At 41.2% G+C, this 18,741-nt stretch carries 16 protein-coding genes and 3 tRNA genes; 8 read left to right on the top strand and 11 right to left on the bottom strand.

Annotated elements, in window-relative coordinates:
- Nucleotides 1-24: 24 nt before the first annotated feature.
- The 9 genes from argF to OXIME_RS02650 all read right to left on the bottom strand — a co-directional run bounded on the left by argF (nt 25) and on the right by OXIME_RS02650 (nt 9,591).
- On the bottom strand, nt 25-933 hold the full coding sequence (argF, locus tag OXIME_RS02690; RefSeq protein WP_393971943.1) for an ornithine carbamoyltransferase: 909 nt from the start codon (nt 931-933) through the stop codon (nt 25-27).
- A 6-nt stretch (nt 934-939) separates the two neighbouring features.
- On the bottom strand, nt 940-1,797 hold the full coding sequence (gene sucD, locus OXIME_RS02685; protein ID WP_393971942.1) for a succinate--CoA ligase subunit alpha: 858 nt from the start codon (nt 1,795-1,797) through the stop codon (nt 940-942).
- The gene (gene sucC / locus OXIME_RS02680; RefSeq protein ID WP_393971941.1) at nt 1,798-2,904 is read right to left on the bottom strand and encodes an ADP-forming succinate--CoA ligase subunit beta; all 1,107 of its coding nucleotides are present in this window, start codon (nt 2,902-2,904) and stop codon (nt 1,798-1,800) included.
- A 542-nt stretch (nt 2,905-3,446) separates the two neighbouring features.
- Complete coding sequence (gene thsB, locus OXIME_RS02675; RefSeq protein WP_393971940.1) at nt 3,447-5,099, bottom strand: thermosome subunit beta; 1,653 nt, start codon at nt 5,097-5,099, stop codon at nt 3,447-3,449.
- Nucleotides 5,100-5,290: 191 nt separating this feature from the next.
- A complete protein-coding gene (locus tag OXIME_RS02670; protein WP_393971939.1) occupies nt 5,291-6,880 on the bottom strand; it encodes an FAD-dependent thymidylate synthase in 1,590 nt (529 codons plus the stop codon).
- A gap of 515 nt (nt 6,881-7,395) precedes the next feature.
- Nucleotides 7,396-7,468, bottom strand: a tRNA-Asn gene (locus OXIME_RS02665).
- 30 nt (nt 7,469-7,498) lie between these two features.
- On the bottom strand, nt 7,499-8,557 hold the full coding sequence (locus OXIME_RS02660; protein ID WP_393971938.1) for a tRNA (cytidine(56)-2'-O)-methyltransferase: 1,059 nt from the start codon (nt 8,555-8,557) through the stop codon (nt 7,499-7,501).
- Between the two features lie 7 nt (nt 8,558-8,564).
- Nucleotides 8,565-9,074 carry an ArsR family transcriptional regulator gene (locus OXIME_RS02655; RefSeq protein ID WP_393971937.1) on the bottom strand — a complete coding sequence of 170 codons (510 nt, stop codon included), beginning with the start codon at nt 9,072-9,074 and terminating at the stop codon, nt 8,565-8,567.
- Nucleotides 9,075-9,204: 130 nt separating this feature from the next.
- Nucleotides 9,205-9,591, bottom strand: a complete 387-nt coding sequence (locus OXIME_RS02650; protein ID WP_393971936.1) for a hypothetical protein — start codon at nt 9,589-9,591, stop codon at nt 9,205-9,207.
- Between the two features lie 117 nt (nt 9,592-9,708).
- On the opposite strand from OXIME_RS02650, the gene OXIME_RS02645 reads away from it, so the two are divergent.
- Both OXIME_RS02645 and OXIME_RS02640 read left to right on the top strand, forming a co-directional pair.
- A tRNA-Gln gene (locus OXIME_RS02645) sits at nt 9,709-9,781 on the top strand.
- A 95-nt stretch (nt 9,782-9,876) separates the two neighbouring features.
- Nucleotides 9,877-10,356: a DUF1940 domain-containing protein gene (locus OXIME_RS02640; RefSeq protein ID WP_393971935.1), complete on the top strand. Its 480-nt coding sequence runs from the start codon at nt 9,877-9,879 to the stop codon at nt 10,354-10,356.
- Between the two features lie 13 nt (nt 10,357-10,369).
- Here OXIME_RS02640 and OXIME_RS02635 read toward each other — a convergent pair whose 3' ends face one another.
- Nucleotides 10,370-11,212 (bottom strand): NAD-dependent epimerase/dehydratase family protein, encoded by an 843-nt coding sequence (locus OXIME_RS02635; protein WP_393971934.1) that lies wholly within the window; start codon nt 11,210-11,212, stop codon nt 10,370-10,372.
- A gap of 102 nt (nt 11,213-11,314) precedes the next feature.
- Here OXIME_RS02635 and OXIME_RS02630 point away from each other — a divergent pair, with 102 nt between their 5' ends.
- From OXIME_RS02630 to OXIME_RS02615, 4 genes are all read left to right on the top strand, one after another.
- A complete protein-coding gene (locus OXIME_RS02630) occupies nt 11,315-12,577 on the top strand; it encodes a thiolase domain-containing protein (RefSeq protein WP_393971933.1) in 1,263 nt (420 codons plus the stop codon).
- Nucleotides 12,574-13,074: a Zn-ribbon domain-containing OB-fold protein gene (locus OXIME_RS02625; RefSeq protein WP_393971932.1), complete on the top strand. Its 501-nt coding sequence runs from the start codon at nt 12,574-12,576 to the stop codon at nt 13,072-13,074. The genes OXIME_RS02630 and OXIME_RS02625 overlap by 4 nt, the downstream gene beginning before the upstream one ends.
- A 153-nt stretch (nt 13,075-13,227) precedes the next feature.
- Nucleotides 13,228-14,166 (top strand): membrane dipeptidase, encoded by a 939-nt coding sequence (locus OXIME_RS02620; RefSeq protein WP_393971931.1) that lies wholly within the window; start codon nt 13,228-13,230, stop codon nt 14,164-14,166.
- Nucleotides 14,167-14,307: 141 nt separating this feature from the next.
- Nucleotides 14,308-14,381, top strand: a tRNA-Met gene (locus tag OXIME_RS02615).
- Nucleotides 14,382-14,493: 112 nt separating this feature from the next.
- On the opposite strand, the gene OXIME_RS02610 is transcribed toward OXIME_RS02615, so the two are convergent.
- Nucleotides 14,494-14,925 (bottom strand): Lrp/AsnC family transcriptional regulator, encoded by a 432-nt coding sequence (locus OXIME_RS02610; RefSeq protein WP_393971930.1) that lies wholly within the window; start codon nt 14,923-14,925, stop codon nt 14,494-14,496.
- Nucleotides 14,926-15,056: 131 nt separating this feature from the next.
- Between OXIME_RS02610 and OXIME_RS02605 the strand changes: the two genes are divergently transcribed.
- Nucleotides 15,057-15,992, top strand: a complete 936-nt coding sequence (locus OXIME_RS02605) for an asparagine synthetase A (RefSeq protein WP_393971929.1) — start codon at nt 15,057-15,059, stop codon at nt 15,990-15,992.
- A gap of 85 nt (nt 15,993-16,077) precedes the next feature.
- Nucleotides 16,078-18,273, top strand: a complete 2,196-nt coding sequence (gene katG / locus OXIME_RS02600) for a catalase/peroxidase HPI (protein ID WP_393971928.1) — start codon at nt 16,078-16,080, stop codon at nt 18,271-18,273.
- The last annotated feature ends 468 nt before the right edge of the window (nt 18,274-18,741 follow it).

The following is an 18,741-nucleotide window of genomic DNA, read 5'->3' as shown; positions in this document are numbered from 1 at the left end:
AGAGAAATGTAATTTGTAAAGTATTTAAAGTAAAGTAAGAAGGATCCCCTTTGCAGTATGCAAGCGGTTCTCAGCTTCGTCAAATACCACACTGTGCAAACTGCCCATTACAGATTCAGAAACTTCAAGCCCCCTATGAGCAGGGAGACAGTGCATGAAAAGGTAATCCTTGTTTGCATGAGATACCAGATCATCATTGACCTGAAACGGTTTAAATATCTTCTCCTTCTCAGATTTCTGGGATTCCTCACCCATTGACACCCATACATCAGTATAGATTATATCTGCAGATTCAACTGCTTTTGCTGGATGGTGAACTATTTCAATTCTTGATCCGGTAGATTCGCCTATCTCTTTGGCCATATTGAAAATCTCAGCATTGGGCTTGTACTTTTCCGGGCAGCCTATACTTGCGTCCATTCCAGTAATAGCGCATCCAAGCATCAGTGAATTAGCCATGTTGTTCCCATCTCCAGAATATGCAAGTTTAAGGCCTGCAAGTTTTCCTTTCTTTTCCTTGATTGTCATAAGATCCGCGACAATCTGGACAGGGTGTTCAAGATCATCTAGTGCATTGATAACCGGAACTGATGCGTTTTTTGCTAGTTCCACAACGTTGGAATGCTTGAAGGCACGGTATGAAATAACATCAACCATTCTGGACAGAACTCTTGCTGTATCTGCCACAGTTTCTCCTCTTCCAACCTGCATATCATTTGGGTTCAGGTAAATGGCATGTCCTCCTATCTGGGTCATACCTGTCTCAAGGGACACCCTGGTCCTTGTACTGGGTTTCTCGAATATCATCCCAAGAATTCTGTTTCTGGCCACATCATAGGAACTGTATCTTTCCTTTTTCAATTTAATGGAGAGATCCACTATGTCTTCCAGATCCTCCATCATATCTGTGACTGATATAATATCTCTTTTCATCCATTATCATCTCAGCAGTTTTGGGACGTCTACAGGATAGTCCGCAACCTTCACGCTGGCTTCATTGAATGCCTTTATTTTGGATTCTGCAGTTCCTACGCCCTTCTCGATTATAGCTCCTGCGTGACCCATTCTCTTTCCAGGGGGTGCACTCCTTCCTGTTATATATGCAACAACCTGTTTCTTTATGTTTGCCTTTATGTAAGCCGCTGCAAGTTCCTCGTTGTTTCCTCCGATTTCTCCAACAAGAACAATTTTATTTGTCTTTGGATCATCGTTGAATTTCTTCAGTACATCTATAAATGTCAGGCCTACAACAGGATCTCCCCCAAGGCCGATGACAGCACTCTCCCCCATTCCACTTCTTGTAATGGCCTCTACAATTTCATAGGTAAGTGTACCGCTTCTGGAGGCAACTGCAACATCTCCATCTTTAAAGATCTGGTTTGGCATTATTCCTATTTTGCACTTTCCAGGGACAGTTATTCCAGGTCCATTGGGTCCCATTACCGTTATGCCCTTTCTTTTTGCCTGGTGAACAATTTCCATTGTGTCATGGAAAGGAACATGCTCTGTGAGAATGTACACAATCCCGATACCTGCATCAATTGCCTCATAGGCTGCATCCTTCACAAATGGCGCTGCCACTGAGATCATTGTTGCATCAGGGGAGAAACTCATTGCGTCAGCGACACTGTTAACGATGGGAACCTTGTCCTGGAATTTGGTTCCTCCTTTACCCGGCGAAATTCCAGCCACGACTTTAGTGCCGAATTTTATCATTTCTCCAGCGTGGAATGATCCCTGATGTCCTGTAATACCCTGAACTATAACCTTTGTGTTTTCATCTACATATACTGCCATTTACTGCACCTCCGATACTTTTACCACTCTTTCAATTGCTTCCATCATTGTGGGATATGATTCTATTCCGTTTTCTTTCAAAATCTGCCTTCCCTCTTCTTCATGAACCCCGCTAAGTCTTACCACCATAGGCTTCTTAATGGAAAATTTGTTCTTTGCTGCCACAATGCCATTTGCCACAGTGTCACATTTAGTAACTCCGCCGAATATATTTACCAGAATGGCCTTAGGATTAGCCTTCAGAACCAGATCAAATGCTTCCACTACTATATCAACATTGTCCGTTCCACCCAGGTCCAGGAAATTTCTGGGTTTCCCATTATGAAGTGTCAGTGCATCAAGTGTGGCCATTGTAAGTCCTGCACCGTTTGCAATAACACCAATCTTTCCATCAAGTTCTACAAACGCATATCCTTTTCCCTGCGCTTCCAGTTCCAGGGGAGTCTTCTCAGGGTCTGTTATAACTATATCTTTATGCCTGAAGAAAGAGTCGGAGTCCATAATGACCTTTGCATCTGCGGCTATAAGATTTCCTTCGGCAGTGACTACAAGTGGATTTATCTCAACTAGCTCGCAGTCTTCACTTACAAAGACGTTATAGAGATTCACCAGAAGTGATCTGAACTGCTTTCCAATCTCTGGGTCCAGCTTCATAAAGGCTGAGGCTTCCCTGCCTATAAAGTCGGAATAACCGAGAAGTGGGTCTATTTTTTTTGTAAATATTTCACCCTGTGGAACTGACTCTATCTCCACACCTCCGGAATTGCTGGCGATAAGAACGGGCTCCCTGTCCGATCTGCTCAGGGCAATACTTACATATAGTTCTTTCTTAATGTTCAGCATATCTTCGATTAAAACCTTAGTTACAGTAAGGTTCCTTATTTTGGACCCAAGCAGTTCGGTAGCTGCTGCTTTCAGATCAGCGTCGCTTTTGGCGAATTTGATACCACCTGATTTGCCTCTCCCTCCAAGGAGTATCTGTGATTTTACAACTGAAGGTTTCTTGAACGGTTTTAGTTGGCTTGCACTTTCAACTACGTACCCATCTGGTACTGGTATCCCATTTTTCCTGAAAATCTCTTTACCCATGTATTCGTATAGATTCAAAATTTCACCGGCCAGCAATCACTTGAAAATAGATAAATCTGTTCTATCATTTTTGATTTTACAGGTAAGTAATAAATTATACCGCGTTTCTCCTTTAGTTACAAGCGGAAGATGGCTTTTTAACAATCTCAATATACAAATGACAACTGTTTTTGCATCTTCTCCATTCTGAAGGATTTAATGTTCATGATTCATAGAAGGATAAATGTTTCCTTCACCATCTTTCCCTTTTCGTCTCTTTCACAAACTACTTCCTTACGTTTATGTAAATAGATTCCTATTACCACCCTGTCACCACCGTGACTTTTGGGAAATGTGGGGGGGAAACACTCTAATATTGACCCTTTGCGGGACACAGTATCGTTCATTAAAATGCCAACTGCATTGACGGGTTCGAAACTAAGAGATGGGATGGGCGGTCTTTCCCAGACCTTTACTCTTCAGGTTATGGAATACCATGGAAAAAATTCTTTCATAGTAGATAGAGGAAAATTACTAAACTAAAATTTTAAAAAATTAGGATGCCAAAAATTAATTTTGGATCAGTATGGTGGCATTCCGCCGCCCATACCGCCCATTCCACCCATGCCGCCTGGCATCTGTCCAGGTCCTTCTCCACCGGAACTCTTCTTGCTGGCGATCACGTCATCAATTCTGAGTATCATGGAGGACACCTCAACAGCACTTTCCAGAGCATGTTTCTTAACACGGAGGGGATCGAAAACTCCCGCTTTGTTCATGTCCCCTGTCTTGTTGATGGAGAAGTCTATTCCGTTGTTCTTCTGACCTTTCTCATGTTCTGCCTTAAGCTGTATGAGTGTGTTAATTGGATCCATTCCAGCGTTCTCAGCAAGTGTTCTGGGAATAACCTCAAGTGCCTTTGAGAAAGCTTCTATGGCCAACTGCTCCCTTCCACCTACACTGTTTGCGTAGTTTCTGATTTTTAGAGAGAGTTCAGCTTCAACTGCTCCTCCGCCTGGCAGGTATCTGCCGTCTTCTTTGGTAATCCCTACAACCCTTATTGCATCGTTAAGTGCTCTCTCTATTTCTGAAACTACGTGGTCTGTTCCACCGCGGATCAGTATACTGACGGCCTTGGGGTTTGCGCATCCTGTAACAAATGTCATCCTGTCATCACTGATCCTCTTCTCTTCCACTCTTTCAGCAACTCCAAGAGATGCTTTTGACAGATCATCCAGATTTGTGACAATCTTGGCACCTGTGGCCTTAGCAAGCTTTTCCATGTCGCTTTTCTTTACCCTTCTTACCGCATATATGCCTTCCTTAGCGAGGTAGTGCTGTGCAATGTCATCTATTCCCTTCTGGCAGAATATAACATTTGCTCCGCTCTTGTGGACCTTCTCAACCATTAGTTTGAGTGTATCAGATTCCTGGTTAAGGAAATCCTGGATCTTTGTTGGATCTGTAATCTGAACTTTAGCCTCGATTTCGGTCTTCTTTATTTCAAGGGCAGAATCTACCAGTGCTATTTTTGCATCCTTGACTATTGAAGGCATTTTTGCGTGTACCTTCTCCTTATCTATTAGCAATCCTGAGATATACTGGGTATCGTTGACGCTTCCGCCATTTTTTTTGTCCACTTTTATGTTTGCGGTATCCACAACTATCTTTCCATTTCTCTCTTCTGCGACTGCGTCTATTGCTTTTACCACAAGATCAGAGAGCAGTTCACTTGACAACCCTGTGTTCTTTCCTGAAAGTGCGGTCATTGCTATGAGTTTGAGAGTCTTGTCGTCTTTAGCCTTAAGTGCCATCTCTTCAAGGTACTTCTTTGCCTCATTCACAGCAAGCCTGTATCCATTAGCAATAACAGTGGCGTGAACACCCTGTTCAAGAAGCCCCTCAGCCTGCTTAAGTAATTCTCCGGCCATAATTACAGCTGATGTTGTTCCGTCGCCCACTGCTGTGTCCTGAGATTTTGCAACTTCAACAATCATCTTTGCTGTAGGATGATCTACATCCATTTCCTTCAGAATGGTTGCACCATCATTGGAAATAATTATGTCACCGATAGAATCAACCAGCATTTTGTCCATGCCTTTCGGGCCAAGTGTGGTCCTGATAGCATCAGCAATTGCTTTGGCGGCTTCTATATTATTCTTCTGAGCATTTTTACCCTGTTCTCTGGAGGTACCCTCCTTGAGAACTAAAATCGGCATTTGTCCACCTAACATTTATCATTTCACCTCGAGTTACCGGATAAATATGTTCTTCAATATAAACTTTTTTAGATCATCCCGCTTTAGAAATCAATAAAATTAAGCCTTCTTGATCAATAAATATCAAGAAGACCGGTATACTCTAGGAAGGGTGTAGGTATACATGCGACGCTTATCCGTTTCCTTATTCGTTTTCCGTATTCAGTTTAGATTGCATTCTGTTGGCCCTGGTTCTGAAATCCCTTAAGCCTGGTCTCCTTCTTCATTTCTGATTTAAGTCTTCCAAGAACATAGCTGTTGCCGTCTACAAACTTGATAATTTTTGAAAGCTCTGGATGAGTCCTCCTGACCTCACTGTACATCAGATTCGCTATTCTACGGAGATCCAGATGAGCCTGCTGAGTTGATCTGAGTTCTGTAAAATATGTTATCTCTCGTAAATTGGCATTTACGACTACCGGGTACATGAAAGCATATGGAACACAATACTGGGCAGTTTCCGGGTTGTCCTTTGCCAAACTCCTGTAAACTTCTATGCTTCTCTGCATGGCATTTACAAACCTCTCTCGCAGGTCTGGTGATGAATTTATAATTTCAGGGATTTCATAACCGAATTCTGCTGTGAGTGGTTTCCTTATAATACCAAGAAATCTGTGTCTTTGAAGGTCTCTGAATGCACCAAAATTTGTAATGACCTCAAAGGAGAAGTTAACTGCTTCAAAAGCCCTTCCTGGCTTGAATCGCCTGTTTTTGCGGATCTCTGCATACATTGATATCACTTTCTCCTTCTCAGATCTTGACATTTTTGCCACAGTTCTCTCTATGTCGTCATAAAGTCCAGACTGGTTATAGAGAATCATCGATATAACTCGGTCGAGGGATTGATCTCTGCTATCGCAGCTTATAAGTGTTAAATTAGTAACTCCATGTGAAGTGGATCTTTTCTCTGGAGTATAGTGCCCATTAATCTGCATCATATAATCCACTAATTTATCTGACCTTTCTGACTTTGCTGAATCGATGAGTTCGGGTAGTTCTCTGTGAAGTTCTTCATAAATATCATCTGCAAGTTTTAAGCATTCCTTGATTCCTGTTGCTTTTAGCCTCTGTATAAGCGAAATAAATGACCTTCCGTTTCCAGATATTCCAAGGTTAGTAAGAGTTGAAGCGGGGAGAAGTGATCTTATCTCGTCGAGAGCAGCTGACCTTACTGAACTTTCATATGATTTGAGGGCAGCCTTTTTTTCTGATTCGTCCAACCCGTCAAAATCAACCTCCCTTCCGTCATGGGCAGAAAATCTAAAACTGCTGATTGGATTCTTTTCTTTTATGAGATCAGAAAGAACGGAGTAGAAATCTGAATATGTCTTGAATAGGAACTCACAGTGATCTTCATATATCTCTGCATTTTTACCGTTAATTCCTATCTTTTCAGCAGATGCAAACAGGTACTTTCCATTGACCTTTATATCGTACCTTACATATCGTGAGGATTTTTCAAGATAGGATAAACCTACTCTTGACTCTTCAATGAATTTCGTGGCTATGTTGGAAATATTCTGAACAGCCAGCTGTGCAGTTGTTAGCTCCGCCACGGATTCGTCTCCGTACTCAAGGAAAATCTTTTTGTAGAAATCCTTTCCTCTTTCGGGGTTGTTCAGAAATTCTTTTTTATACACATCCCTTATGTCCAAGCTTGCTGTCCTGCTGTATCTTGACATAAGTGCCCCCCGGTCAATCATCCTGTCGACTTTTATAAGAAACACATCTCCATGTTCGTTAGAAAAATTTTCCACCTCTGCTAATGATTTAAGCCTAAATATTTTTTTTCTAGATTCGATATTGTCAAGGTCCAGGTGTCCGATTCTGTGACACCCTAGTATTAGATTGGCGGGTTAATTCAAGGGGGCTTCCCATCTAGCCGTTTCTGTTAATGATATTTCAGCTTGCCATTGAAACTGATCCCTTTTTCTCTTTTGTCATGGACCTTTGCTAAAGTGCTTATCCCTGCCTAGGGAAGTGCTGTTATACTTGGTCAGTGATTGTATTTATTCCAGGATTCTTATGATGCAAAGATTGTTGCATTCCATTTTTTTATGAAGATATTGAAATCCCCCTCATACCGTTTTTATACTAAAGGTATCAGAGAATAGAGAGAAACATCTAAATTTTTTAATATCCCGTTATGTTCGCTTGAAAAATACAGCGGAACCTTAAACAAAAACCTGAAATTTTTTCCGACAAAAGAGTGACGAAAGAAATAAAATTTCGAATGATCGCACCATTCTATTGTGTCTAGGTGCGATTAATACGCCGCTGGTAGGATTTGAACCTACGACCGCTCGGTTAACAGCCGAGTGCTCTACCAACTAAGCTACGGCGGCAGATGCAAAGTGGGAAGGTTTTAGCTATTTTTAACCTTTTCGCAGGTTTTCCAGATTTTTAATTATTGCATCTATATCGATTCCGCATCTGCTATTAAGTTCATTCTGCAGATCGATTATCCTCTGGGCAGCTTTAAAAAGTCCTTTTTTCCTGTAATTTTCCACGGTCTGATCAAGTGTTATAGTTTCATTCCCAGATACCAGGTTGTCTGCCTGGGCCACTATCTTCTCCTCAAGTGTCAGAGGCATTAAGTCCCTGTCCGGAAGGCCAAGTTCCATTGCCTCATCCTTTGTTATACCTGCCCCTGTGTGCCTTTCCACAATATTTACGATTATTTGGGAAACATTCTTCTTTCTCAGTATCTCCGCCCCTTCTACCGCATGCCTTATTCCGTTTGTCTTCGTTCTTCCTATATCGTGCAATAAAGAACCTGCTTCAATAATCCCAAGATCGGCATTGCACAATTTTCCAATCATAAGGGCCAGTTCTGAAACCTTTTCAACATGTGTAAGGATTCTTTCATTAGATCCTTCTTCTTTAAGCAATGCTGTGCACTCTTCCCTGTCCGGAATCCAATCAACTTTCTTTCCTCTCTGTGTTGGCACTATTCTCAACCTCCCGGAAAAACTTTCCTCAAGTTCACTTCCATCAAATAACCTGTCCAGAAAAATAGCCAGAGCTGAAACCTCACTTATAGGCTGGTTAGTTACTGAAACATTGTAATGGCTTTTCTCAAAGAATGCAGGTGGAACCTTGCTTGCCCCTACCACAACCAGCATGTCATTTTCCTGAAATGACATTTTCAGTTCAGGGACAATTTTATTAAGCGATTCTCCGTACATCGTTAGATGAACTACGGTTCCCCTGTAATTGGAAACGTATTTCTTTGCTTCAATTCCAGTTTCTATGATGAAAGATCCTCCAAAATTTTTGTTAACTTTTTTAACAGTATTTTCAAGTTCCTCATCTTTCTGGTCTATCAATATTGATGAGGCGCCAAAAGCTCTTGCTGTAAGAGCTACATGCGTTGTGATCCTTTTATCTCTAAATGGCCTGTGGTTTATCCTCAATACATGGATCTTTTGCATGGTCTGTCTATTGAATTACTCCATTTACTGTTACTATCTTATACCCCTTAATCTGGAGAATGCTGGACCTTCTAACAATGCCACGCAAAAGGGTCTGGGAAATATCAAGCTTCTCAGCAGCATCTCCCATGAAAACTCCTTCGTCGTTGATTATCATTTTCTGAATTCTATCCTCGTATTCCAGAAGTTTTGTTTCACTGAGTGTGGTAGCGTATATTATATCTGCCAGTTCATTCATAGACCCCATAAGGTTGATCTGGACACTTGTGTAGTAAGTATGGTATGCCTTTTCCGGCCCATTTGCACCGGTGATCCACTGACTTTCTATTAGTTTTATCTTGTCGAGATAAAGAAGTGCTCTTTTACCTTCTATACCGTATTTCTGTTCGATTGTTGGCATTGTAATCCAACTTGTGGAAAGGTCAATAAGCAATTTTCTTTTTGTATCGGCATCGGCTGCATGAAAAATTGAAACCAATTCTCCAACATCATTAACAACTTTTATTCTACTGACCATCAAACCATGATTACAAGTTCAGATATAAGAATTGTTTAATCAATTTTAATTTTATAATATTAAACAAAACACGGGTTGCTTTGTGCCGCGAGAAATAGGCACATAAAGCCTTATGGAAAGTCAGATTATATTATTTCTTACGTTTTTTAATCTCATATAGAAGCATCTTATCATATTCGACAGTTGACTTGACTTTCTTGTTTTTGAGAATCTTTACTATGGATTCTGTAACCTCTTTTATGTCCTCTGATAAAATCCCCCTGAAAATTATAATTTCTTTTCTATCCATTGGAAAGACCATTTTATATTTTGCACCATCTTTAAGGTAACCTATGGGTTTTTTGTTTTTCCTGATCTCTTCCATATTGAGCTCAAGGGTAAGTTGATCATACTGCACCTCCTCCTGGTTCTGTTTTGTCTCTTTAACAATAGTTTCCCACATCTCTGGGAATGGTTTCTCAAGATCCTTCCACTGCATACCGCTATCAAAGTAGATGTGTCCACTCCAATTTTTCACCTTTCTCCATAGCCTTGAAACTATTAATATTTTCTCAACACTGGACATTGTCAGCTAATAATTGCCAATCTTTCTAAAGAGAAAGTGTTAAAAGTCTCCTTGCTATCACAACCTCACAGCCCTGTGGTGTAGCGGCCAAGCATAATGGGCTCTGGACCCGTCGACGGCAGTTCGAATCTGCCCGGGGCTATTCTTTTGAACTTGAACACGATTGTGTGAAAAAGAATTGTAAAGCCCGGGGAACGTCAAAGGTTCCTAGGATAATGCAACTGGGGGAGTATAAAAATGGAAAGTGATGAAGAAGAAAACCCGGAGATGGCATACTGCGAAATAATAGACACAGAGATTCCGAGGGATCATCCGTATTTTATGTATGATGCTGAGATTAAATTGGCTGAAGCTGAAATGGGTCTGTCAATCGGAGAAGGAGTCAGGCTGCAGGCCACAAGAGAATTGCTTGATATGCTTGATACCCTCTATAATTTGATAAAGGATCCGGACTCAAAACTTCCTGATGTTCAGAGAAAAGCCCTGAATCATGCGGATGAAGTTTGGCTTGATCTGAAGGAGAAAATGTCACAAGGTGATAAAAGATCTGCTCACCTTTTGAGCAGTCACGCCCATATTACACTGGCAATAAGTTATCTGATTACCATGCGGAAAGATGAAAAGTTCTCAAAATTTATCCCCGATTATTTAATAAAATATCTGGGAAAATTGAGCACCTTTGTTTACAGGGAAGCAATAGGGCACGTAATGCTCTGAAATGACCTTAGACCTATTTCCCTAATTTTACTGCTTCCTGTGCATAATCCTTGAATCTATGGGGTTCCTTGACAAATCTATTTATCCAGGTTGTCTCCCTGTAATAATTCATGAGGTATCTTTCTATATCCTCTTCGTCAAAAATGCCTTTCTCAGCCAAGGCAGAGACTGATCTTTTGGAAAAGAATCCACTCTCTGTAACGCTCTTTTCTCCCTTGCCCATTATGCTTCTCACAATATTGATCATATCCGCAAATCTCAGTTTCTCTGTTCCGCATAGGTCTATTGCCCCCATTGTTCCTTCGGAAGCTTCGATGACCTTAATGGCATCAAGTATATGGATAGGAGCCAGATTCCCTCCATCCGGAAGATTCGGGAGGTTCTGGGAAGCAAGATCAACAAGTTTTTTAGTAAATGTGTCACCTTCACCGTAAACTGGGGACATTCTCACGTTAAGGTGATTCTTTATAGTTGCCGCATTATCTTCCTCAATACTCTTTATTCGGAAAAGTTCAAGCTTTCCATAATGTACGTTTATGAACGAGAGATTGATTATTCTCTGGTTTGTGTCATATTTTTTCACTGCTGCAGCAACATTTTTCATTCCGTTGACATGGGCATCGAAAAGTTTTTCTCTCTCCCCTTTCCAGACTCCAACTGCATAGTATATTTTATCAAAATCTTTGATTGCTTCCATCACCTTTTCTGAATCAAGTATATCCCCTTCAATCCATCTGATATTTCGTTCTTTGAGTTCAGGCACTTCGTGTCTTGAAAAGTAGGCTACAGAATCGGCATTTATGTTCATGGCTACGTTTTTGCCCATATAACCAGAACCCAACACTATTGCTTTCACACACATTAAACGTTATTTTCGATATTAAATTTCGTGTATGATAGTTATTCCCACGGTTTTGCAAAATCTATTAATTCTTCCAGTCATTATAGATTGATTTATATGAAACACAAAGGCAGAGACGTCTACATGGTTTCAGGCGGAGTCACAAAGTTCGCCAAGGCCACGCCGGATATGGATTTTAGGTTGCGTGTAAAAAAGGCATTCGACTATTCACTGAATGACGCAAACCTCACACTGAATGACATAGATGGGTCAGTCGCATCATATTTTGCTGATCATTTCCAAAGACAGCTAATGTCTGGTATTATGGCACAGGATTATTTGGGATTAACTCCAAAGCCCAGCAAACGTGTGGAAGGAGGAGGAGCAACCGGTGGTCTGGCATTCCAGACAGGGTTTGAGGAGATTGCATCGGGAAGAATGGACGTTTGTGCAGTATACGGCTTTGAGACCATGTCCCATGTAAATACATGGAAGGGAAACGAATTCATTGCACTCGCCAGTGATACAAACTTTGACTATCCTGTCGGGGGATTCTACACGGGTTATTATGCAATGATGGCCAACAGGCATATTCACGAGTTCGGCACAACTGTGGAACAGCTTGCAAAAGTTTCTGTAAAGAATCACGGTAATGCTCTGCATAATCCATATTCTCAGAGTCCAATGAAAATAACAGTTGAGGATGTGAGAAATTCACCAATGGTGGCAACACCCCTGACAAGGCTTGATGTCTGTACCATGTCAGATGGAGCTGCAGTTGCAATCCTTGCGTCCGAAGAGAAAGCTTTTGAAATTTCAGATCACCCAGTAAAGGTTGCTTCCATAGGGACAGGAACAGACACAATGAGACTTTCAGACAGGCCTTTTGGTAAAGTACCACTTCTTGGAAATGAAAAGGAATCTGATTACAAGAATCTGAAATATCCTGGAATACATTCATTCAGGGCTGGAAGAATGGCTGCAAAAGAGGCTTATGAAGGAGCTGGGATTACAGATCCACTGGAGGAGATAGACCTGGTTGAGCTGCATGATGCTTATACGTCATCAGAAATTCAGACTTACGAAGATCTGGGACTTTGTAAATATGGAGAGGGAGGCAGCTTTATAGAGGAGGGGAAATCAGACCTTCATGGTAAAGTGCCAGTGAATCCATCAGGCGGACTTCTGGCATCAGGTCACCCGGTTGGGGCTACTGGCATAATGCAGGCAGTTTTCATGTTCTGGCAACTGCAGAATTCAGTGAAGAAGCATTTCCACGATGATGCATTGCAGATTAAGAATGCTAAGCGTGGTTTGATTCACAGCCATGCAGGTACGGGAACATATGTTACAGTTTCAATCATGGAGGCGGTAAAATGACACTGAATCCAAATGCTAAAATGGAAGAGACTCAGAAAGGAACAGAAGTATACAACGTGGACCCGCTCATAGTGAAGTCACACTATGAGATTGATTACATTCACAGCTATGCCCAGGATTCTGAATTTTTCAGGGCAATGGGAAAGAAGAAAATAATGGGAAGTAAATGTAAGAACAGGGATTGCGGATATGTTTACGCAACTCCCAGAGGACACTGCATGATGTGCGGTTCTGAAACAGAGTGGCACGAACTTCCAAATCATGGAAAGATACATGCTTTCACCACCTGTTACTTAGGGAGTGAAGAGTTCCTGCCTGAAACCCCATTCCACCTTATAATGGTTGAATTTGATGGAGTAAATTCCCTGTTCATGGCACGCTTGATAGGGGCGGATGAGGAAGATCTGCATATCGGAATGCCGGTAAGGGCAAAATTCAGGAGAAATCTCAGATTCAGCCCCACCGATGTCTATTTTGTACCTGACGTCCCCAAATAGATTATATGGGGATAACATAATTTATATTTATTTTTATATTTTTTATTTCATATTTTAAAAATAGAGTATCTTTATTTTGGAATCAACACCAATGGTTCAATTTTGTGGCATTAAGAAAGCATTATCTATGTTGAATGGTATTTCTATTTACTTATGAACATAGCGGACCTTCACCAGGATTTGGCTTTTTCATCCATGAGAAGTGATGTTATAAATGGACTGGGGCAGTCAAGCATAAATGAATTGAAGAAGTTTGATTCCAGCACTGTTTTCTCAGTTGTTTTCCCTCATATCAACACATGGAATGAAACTGCGGAAACACTTACTAAAAAATACCATACGCCGTCACAATCCACATCTCCATTGATGCAACTCCTGATAGAACAGGTAAAGTTCTATTATTACGTGTCAAGATCTGAGAATGTTCCATTTATCAGTAAGTCATCAGATCTTTCTCTTAAAGGATTAAAGTTGCTAATGGCACTGGAGGGCACAGATGTATTAACTGATCCTTTCGATGTATTTCTTCTCAAAAGACTTGGTTTCAGATCAATAGGTCTTACATGGAATTACGACACAAAATTTGCAGCTTCCTGCATGTCAGTAAAGGACTATGGACTGACCGGTGCTGGAGTAGAGATGGTAAAGCTGTGCAATAACAACGGAATGGTTGTTGACCTTGGACATTCCAGCAGAAACACCATACTTGACGCATGTGAAATATCAACATCTCCAGTTGTTTTTTCCCACGGAAATGTGAAGGGTGTTTTTGATCATATAAGGAATATAGATGACAAATGCATAGAGGCGATATCTGACACTGGCGGAATAATTGGCATCACGGCAATACCTCAAACCCTTGGTGCTGAACCAGCAATAGAAGACATGGTAAAGCACATGGATTATGTCGGTGAGAGATTCGGATGGGAACACGTTGCGTTAGGGACTGATTTTCTTGGTATATCTACAACACCCAAAGGTTTTGAAAGTGTGGATAAAATCGCCGATCTTGCCGATCTTCTTGGAAATCGTTCAGATCAGGTTCTCTGGAAAAATGCCCAAAGGGTTCTTGAACAGATACTGGACAAATAATATCCATAAGAGACAACACTGATTAAGTCTAGTAGTAGGTGGTAAAGATACAAAAAAATCTGATGTTATGATGCAAATATGTCTGATCCAACGATATCTTTATGAACTTTCGAACTATTTCACACATCCCAGTGCCAGAATGGGGCAGTAGCTTAGCTCGGTAGAGCGCCTGGCTCATAACCAGGTGGTCGTCGGTTCAAACCCGATCTGCCCCACTAAAATTATGACTTAAATGTTTTGATTAGGTTTATGGCTTTGTTATTACCATAAGTATAATAAAATCATAGGTATAATAAAAAATGATATAAGGAGAGGACAAAACCCCCATCATTTAACAGTTGAAAATATTGTAACAGTCTCTGTTTTGTCTATCCCATCGATAGACCTTAATTTGTCAAGAACAAAATTTCCAATGTCTTCCATAGACCTTGCCCGGACTTTTATCAATATATCCCAGACCCCAGCTACAATGTGGACTTCCTCAACCTCAGGTATTTTGGAAATCCTCTTTGCCAGTTCCCTCTGACTCAACCCCTTGCTAGAATCAAACAGAATGAAAATATATGCAATCACTGGAATTCCAAGCTCAGAATAATCAGGAACAATGGTGAATTTTTTTATAAGGCCTGATTTGATCATTGCCTGTATTCTTTCATAAACTGTAATTCTTGGTATGTTCAACTCCCTTGAAATATCAGATATTTTAGCACGCCCATCCTCCTTGAGGTATTCCATAATAAGGTGATCTTTCTGGTCCATCGTCCTGTAAGTTTATTATGATATTTAAAAGTAGACATTATGTCCATACTTTAGCAATTTCTACTATATAATGAACAAATTGTCTAAAAATACATGTCATTTTTAATATACAATAAATAGATAATAAATCTATGGAAATAGAAAAAGTACTAGATGCAAAGATGGATCATGTGAAAAGCGACAAGGTTATTGCCGCTGTAAAAATAGGGAGCGATTTAAGGTACTATCTTGGAAAGTTCATGCGAGAACAGGGCTATGTTGAAGTACCTCCGGTCATTATTTCTCCACTCACAGACCCTCTGAACCATCCTGTGTTTGATCCAGTCATTAATTACTATGGTGAAAAATACTCACTTACCAAGAGCATGATATTTCATAAGCAGATAATGGTCCAGAGCTTCGGGTCAATTTTCACGTTCTCGCCAAACATAAGGATTGAAGAAGCTGAAAGATCCTCCACCGGAAGGCACCTGTCTGAATTTACCCAGCTTGATGTTGAAAAGCGTGGGGCCACAAGGGATGAGATAATGTCAATGGTGGAAGAGATGATAACGGGTCTTTTCAGATATATCAGGGAAAAGGATTCAGAATTACTTTCCAAACTGGGTAGAAATCTCCAAGTACCTTCTAAACCATTTGAGAGAATCAAGTTTTTGGACGCTGAAAAACAGTATGGAAAAGACTTTGAAACAGTTTTATCGAAAAAGAAAACTGAACCTTTCTGGATTGTAGATATACCACTTCAACAGCGTGAGTTCTATGACAGAGAGAGTGATACTGACCCGGAAATACTTGTTGACATGGATCTTGTTTATCCTGAAGGATTTGGAGAGGCGATATCAGGGGGAGAGAGAGAATTTAAGCTTGACAAGATAAAAGAGAGAATAAGCAAAAAGGGGCAGACTGAAGAACAGTTCAAATGGTTTGTCGAATTTGCAAGAAGGGGTCTTGAACCATCTGCCGGATTCGGAATAGGCATAGAAAGACTTACCAGGTTTATCTGTGGGTTCAAGCGTATTGAAGATACTCATCCATTCCCAAAGGTACCTGGTGAATTTTCACTCTAAAAAACTTTATTAACATATAATTACTATCTATTAATAACAAATATGATTTAGATTATTTTGTTGTGATTGGGTGAGTGGTGAAAATATGGAAGAAAGAAAAGATAAAGAATCTCATGTCAACCTCGGAATCAGGGAAATGATGAGCATTCAAGAATGGTGGCCTGGCAGGCTTGAACTGAGCGTTCTCAGGCTAAATTCAGAGAAAACAAATCCTATGGATAAAGATTTTGACTACCGGAAAGCATTCATGATCCTTGATTTTAAGGCTTTGAAGAGAGATTTGAATGATCTTCTCACAAACTCACAGGAATGGTGGCCAGCTGACTTTGGAAACTATGGGCCATTACTGATCAGAATGGCATGGCATGCAGCTGGAACCTACAGAATTGGAGACGGTAGAGGAGGAGCAGGTTCAGCCCAGCAGCGTTTTGCACCAATAAACAGCTGGCCAGACAACATTCTCCTTGATCGTGCAAGGAGGCTCCTCTGGCCTATTAAGAAGAAGTATGGTAGAAATATCTCATGGGGTGACCTGATGATCCTCGCAGGAAATGTTGCACTGGAAAACATGGGCTTCAAGACTTTAGGGTTCGGAGGAGGAAGGGCGGACGTTTACGAGCCGGACATTTCTGCTTACTGGGGAAAAGAGAATTTATGGCTGGACGATAAACGCTATAAGGGTGACAGACAACTTGAAAAGCCTCTTGCAGCAGTCCAGATGGGACTTATTTACGTGAACCCTGAGGGGCCTAATGGAATACCAGACCCGGCAAAGGCTGCCATAGATATACGTGAGACCTTTGCCCGCATGGCGATGAATGATGAGGAAACTGTGGCGCTTATAGCCGGTGGGCATACATTTGGGAAAACACACGGCGCAGGTCCTGCAACTAACGTAGGACCAGAACCAGAAGCCGCACCACTTGAGAATCAGGGCATAGGCTGGAAGAGTACGTACAGGTCAGGGAAGGGAGATGATACAATTGGTGGTGGACCTGAGGTAACCTGGACGACAACCCCTACAAAATGGAGCAATGGTTTTCTAGAGACACTTTTCAAATATCAGTGGGAATTGACTAAGAGCCCTGCTGGAGCATACCAGTTTGTGGCTAAGGATGGACCCGTGGCAAATACAGTGCCATATGCCCACGATCCCAGCAAGAAACGTCCCCCAACAATGCTGGTAACAGATCTGGCCCTTCGTGTTGATCCTGTATATGAAAAGATATCAAGACGCTTCCTTGATCATCCTGAACAGTTTGCAGACACATTCGCCAGGGCATGGTTTAAACTTACCCATAGGGACATGGGCCCAAAGATAAGATATCTTGGCCCAGAGGTACCTGATGAAGACCTGATCTGGCAGGACCCTATACCTCCCCTTGACCATAAATTGCCGGGAAATAAAGATATATCCAATCTGAAGACGGAAATCATGAATTCAGGGTTGACAATACAGGATCTTGTTTATACCGCATGGTCTTCGGCTTCCACGTTCAGGGGAAGTGATAAGAGAGGCGGAGCAAACGGATCCAGAATACGTCTTGATCCGCAGAAAAACTGGATGGTAAATGAACCAGATCGGCTGAAAAAAGTCCTTAATGCACTTGAGAGAATTAAGGATCAGTTCAATTCAAAAAAAACAGACGGGACTGCAATTTCCCTTGCGGATCTCATAGTACTTGGAGGAAATGCAGCTATTGAAAAAGCTGCAAAGGATGCCGGTTTAAGTATTAATGTCCCATTTTCTCCAGGGCGTATGGATGCCTTCGCTGAGCAGACCGATATCCCATCATTTGCAAACCTTGAACCAGTGGCAGATGGATTTCGAAATTACTCATCCAAAGACAGCAGTGTAAAAGATGAGTTCCTACTTGTGGACAAAGCTCAGCTACTTACACTTACAGTACCGGAAATGACAGTCCTGGTTGGAGGAATGCGAGTTTTGGATGCCAATTATGGACATTCCGGAGATGGCGTTCTGACCAATTTTCCAGGTCATCTTACAAACGACTTTTTCGTCAACCTGCTTGATATGCAAACAACATGGAAACCAATTGATGAGTTGGATGAATTGCACACCAGGTACAATGGAATAGACAAGAAAACCGGACGGGTAAAGTGGACAGCAAGCCGAGTTGATCTGGTATTTGGTGCCCATTCTGAGCTGCGTGCAGTTGCGGAAGTCTATGCAAGCGACGATGGAAGGGAGAAGTTTGTCAGGGACTTTGTTTCTGCCTGGGCAAAGGTTATGGATCTGGACAGGTTTGACCTGAGATGAATACGCCTGCAGTTAAAACATTAAATATTTTATTTCACCATGTTCTGGCATCAACTGGCATCCCCACCTTATCCTATAGGTTAAAAAGCTGTGGTTTCTAAAGGTTTTAACAAATACCCTATCACTCTGGTATCTATCAGTAGCAATTTTCACAGGTGTAAATTCGGTAATGCCTTTTCCAACCTGTTTTAATATACAAGAAGGTTTGTTAAATCTTTATACTGTCCTTCCCACTTTAAAAACGTCCAGAGACTAGGATATATGGGAAAGAAATTATTGTTAACTAAGCGGCATTTCATTTATAACGCCATCATCTGATGGGTCAATATCCCTGTAGGTTCTAGTTAACATTTGAAAATATTTTTTAATCCTTTTTTTATATAAGAGGTTTTATCGATGTTTGACAGGCGATTCAATTCTGAAAAACATCTTCTCTTCCTGACTTTGGATTCGAAGTTTATATATTAG

This window comes from Oxyplasma meridianum (genome assembly GCF_038024865.1).
Taxonomy (GTDB): Archaea; Thermoplasmatota; Thermoplasmata; order Thermoplasmatales; family Thermoplasmataceae; genus Oxyplasma; species Oxyplasma meridianum.
The sequence above is the reverse complement of the archived record's forward strand: the minus strand, read 5'-3'. Positions and strand labels throughout refer to the sequence as shown.